The 641-nt window shown below is 46.8% G+C and carries 1 pseudogene; it reads right to left on the bottom strand.

Annotation, left to right across the window (positions count from 1 at the left end):
• Positions 1-536, bottom strand: a pseudogene (locus QN395_RS21405) (IS21 family transposase); the annotation flags it as partial.
• Positions 537-641: the final 105 nt, after the last annotated feature.

Here is a 641-nt window from a genome sequence, read left to right as displayed (position 1 = left end):
TCGAATAGCATTTCATGACTTTGTGTGGGATAGGCGACTAACCAAAAAGCTCGACTAGCGCAAAGCTTGGTATGCGCAACAAGCAGCTTGCGATGAATGCCGCCAATGACTAGAAGCTCTTCACTCCAATCGAACTGAAACGCTTCACCTAGTTGGAATTTGAGCGGGACGAAGGCTGATTTGCCGGATACTTTGGCGGCCTGATCGCGCCAACTATTGATATAGCGCCTGACACCGGAATAACTGCCGGTAAAACCTTCCTGCTGGATTTCTCTAAATAGCATCAGAGCGGTACGTCGATCCCGTTTAGGACGGTGGCTATCAGTCTGTAGCGCTAATTGAATTGTTGACTCAAACGGTGTGATCTTACTCACCGCTTTAGGACGATGGTACTTCGGCTCACTACTTTCGCTTTCCTTGAGCCATTTCTTGATGGTGTTGCGCGACAAACTCGTCTGCCGCGCGATTTCACTGATAGATAGTCGTTCTCGATAGAATAACCGACGGACTTTGGCATACATTCCCATGGTAATCACCTTGAATTTCCTTACAGAAAAACAGTAAGGATAGGTTAATTTCCCTGGTCAATATTCGTTGCGTAAAACTGCGTTTACCTGGTCAATTTTGGATGCGCGTCAACA

This window comes from Undibacterium sp. RTI2.2 (genome assembly GCF_035018705.1).
Classification (GTDB): domain Bacteria; phylum Pseudomonadota; class Gammaproteobacteria; order Burkholderiales; family Burkholderiaceae_D; genus Undibacterium.
The sequence above is the reverse complement of the archived record's forward strand: the minus strand, read 5'-3'. Positions and strand labels throughout refer to the sequence as shown.